The sequence below is a fragment of the Escherichia whittamii genome, from assembly GCF_014836715.1.
GTDB lineage: Bacteria > Pseudomonadota > Gammaproteobacteria > Enterobacterales > Enterobacteriaceae > Escherichia > Escherichia whittamii.
Window position 1 is genome coordinate 1,838 of the sequence record NZ_JACSQI010000025.1, and the last position, 2,831, is coordinate 4,668.

Annotated in this window: 1 rRNA gene; it reads left to right on the forward strand. The window is 52.6% G+C overall.

The features are described 5' to 3' along the window. Positions 1–122 precede the first annotated feature (122 nt). Positions 123–2,831 (forward strand): 23S ribosomal RNA (locus H9644_RS21305); the annotation flags it as partial.

A 2,831-nucleotide genomic window follows, 5' to 3' on the forward strand; every position in this document is an offset into this window, starting at 1 on the left:
TTTGCTCTTTAAAAATCTGGATCAAGCTGAAAATTGAAACACTGAACAACGAAAGTTGTTCGTGAGTCTCTCAAATTTTCGCAACACGATGATGAATCGAAAGAAACATCTTCGGGTTGTGAGGTTAAGCGACTAAGCGTACACGGTGGATGCCCTGGCAGTCAGAGGCGATGAAGGACGTGCTAATCTGCGATAAGCGTCGGTAAGGTGATATGAACCGTTATAACCGGCGATTTCCGAATGGGGAAACCCAGTGTGATTCGTCACACTATCATTAACTGAATCCATAGGTTAATGAGGCGAACCGGGGGAACTGAAACATCTAAGTACCCCGAGGAAAAGAAATCAACCGAGATTCCCCCAGTAGCGGCGAGCGAACGGGGAGCAGCCCAGAGCCTGAATCAGTGTGTGTGTTAGTGGAAGCGTCTGGAAAGGCGTGCGATACAGGGTGACAGCCCCGTACACAAAAATGCACATGCTGTGAGCTCGAAGAGTAGGGCGGGACACGTGGTATCCTGTCTGAATATGGGGGGACCATCCTCCAAGGCTAAATACTCCTGACTGACCGATAGTGAACCAGTACCGTGAGGGAAAGGCGAAAAGAACCCCGGCGAGGGGAGTGAAAAAGAACCTGAAACCGTGTACGTACAAGCAGTGGGAGCCTCTTTATGGGGTGACTGCGTACCTTTTGTATAATGGGTCAGCGACTTATATTCTGTAGCAAGGTTAACCGAATAGGGGAGCCGAAGGGAAACCGAGTCTTAACTGGGCGTTAAGTTGCAGGGTATAGACCCGAAACCCGGTGATCTAGCCATGGGCAGGTTGAAGGTTGGGTAACACTAACTGGAGGACCGAACCGACTAATGTTGAAAAATTAGCGGATGACTTGTGGCTGGGGGTGAAAGGCCAATCAAACCGGGAGATAGCTGGTTCTCCCCGAAAGCTATTTAGGTAGCGCCTCGTGAATTCATCTCCGGGGGTAGAGCACTGTTTCGGCAAGGGGGTCATCCCGACTTACCAACCCGATGCAAACTGCGAATACCGGAGAATGTTATCACGGGAGACACACGGCGGGTGCTAACGTCCGTCGTGAAGAGGGAAACAACCCAGACCGCCAGCTAAGGTCCCAAAGTCATGGTTAAGTGGGAAACGATGTGGGAAGGCCCAGACAGCCAGGATGTTGGCTTAGAAGCAGCCATCATTTAAAGAAAGCGTAATAGCTCACTGGTCGAGTCGGCCTGCGCGGAAGATGTAACGGGGCTAAACCATGCACCGAAGCTGCGGCAGCGACACTATGTGTTGTTGGGTAGGGGAGCGTTCTGTAAGCCGTTGAAGGTGTGCTGTGAGGCATGCTGGAGGTATCAGAAGTGCGAATGCTGACATAAGTAACGATAAAGCGGGTGAAAAGCCCGCTCGCCGGAAGACCAAGGGTTCCTGTCCAACGTTAATCGGGGCAGGGTGAGTCGACCCCTAAGGCGAGGCCGAAAGGCGTAGTCGATGGGAAACAGGTTAATATTCCTGTACTTGGTGTTACTGCGAAGGGGGGACGGAGAAGGCTATGTTGGCCGGGCGACGGTTGTCCCGGTTTAAGCGTGTAGGCTGGTTTTCCAGGCAAATCCGGAAAATCAAGGCTGAGGCGTGATGACGAGGCACTACGGTGCTGAAGCGACAAATGCCCTGCTTCCAGGAAAAGCCTCTAAGCATCAGGTAACATCAAATCGTACCCCAAACCGACACAGGTGGTCAGGTAGAGAATACCAAGGCGCTTGAGAGAACTCGGGTGAAGGAACTAGGCAAAATGGTGCCGTAACTTCGGGAGAAGGCACGCTGATATGTAGGTGAAGCGACTTGCTCGTGGAGCTGAAATCAGTCGAAGATACCAGCTGGCTGCAACTGTTTATTAAAAACACAGCACTGTGCAAACACGAAAGTGGACGTATACGGTGTGACGCCTGCCCGGTGCCGGAAGGTTAATTGATGGGGTCAGCGCAAGCGAAGCTCTTGATCGAAGCCCCGGTAAACGGCGGCCGTAACTATAACGGTCCTAAGGTAGCGAAATTCCTTGTCGGGTAAGTTCCGACCTGCACGAATGGCGTAATGATGGCCAGGCTGTCTCCACCCGAGACTCAGTGAAATTGAACTCGCTGTGAAGATGCAGTGTACCCGCGGCAAGACGGAAAGACCCCGTGAACCTTTACTATAGCTTGACACTGAACATTGAGCCTTGATGTGTAGGATAGGTGGGAGGCTTTGAAGTGTGGACGCCAGTCTGCATGGAGCCGACCTTGAAATACCACCCTTTAATGTTTGATGTTCTAACGTAGACCCGTGATCCGGGTTGCGGACAGTGTCTGGTGGGTAGTTTGACTGGGGCGGTCTCCTCCTAAAGAGTAACGGAGGAGCACGAAGGTTGGCTAATCCTGGTCGGACATCAGGAGGTTAGTGCAATGGCATAAGCCAGCTTGACTGCGAGCGTGACGGCGCGAGCAGGTGCGAAAGCAGGTCATAGTGATCCGGTGGTTCTGAATGGAAGGGCCATCGCTCAACGGATAAAAGGTACTCCGGGGATAACAGGCTGATACCGCCCAAGAGTTCATATCGACGGCGGTGTTTGGCACCTCGATGTCGGCTCATCACATCCTGGGGCTGAAGTAGGTCCCAAGGGTATGGCTGTTCGCCATTTAAAGTGGTACGCGAGCTGGGTTTAGAACGTCGTGAGACAGTTCGGTCCCTATCTGCCGTGGGCGCTGGAGAATTGAGGGGGGCTGCTCCTAGTACGAGAGGACCGGAGTGGACGCATCACTGGTGTTCGGGTTGTCATGCCAATGGCA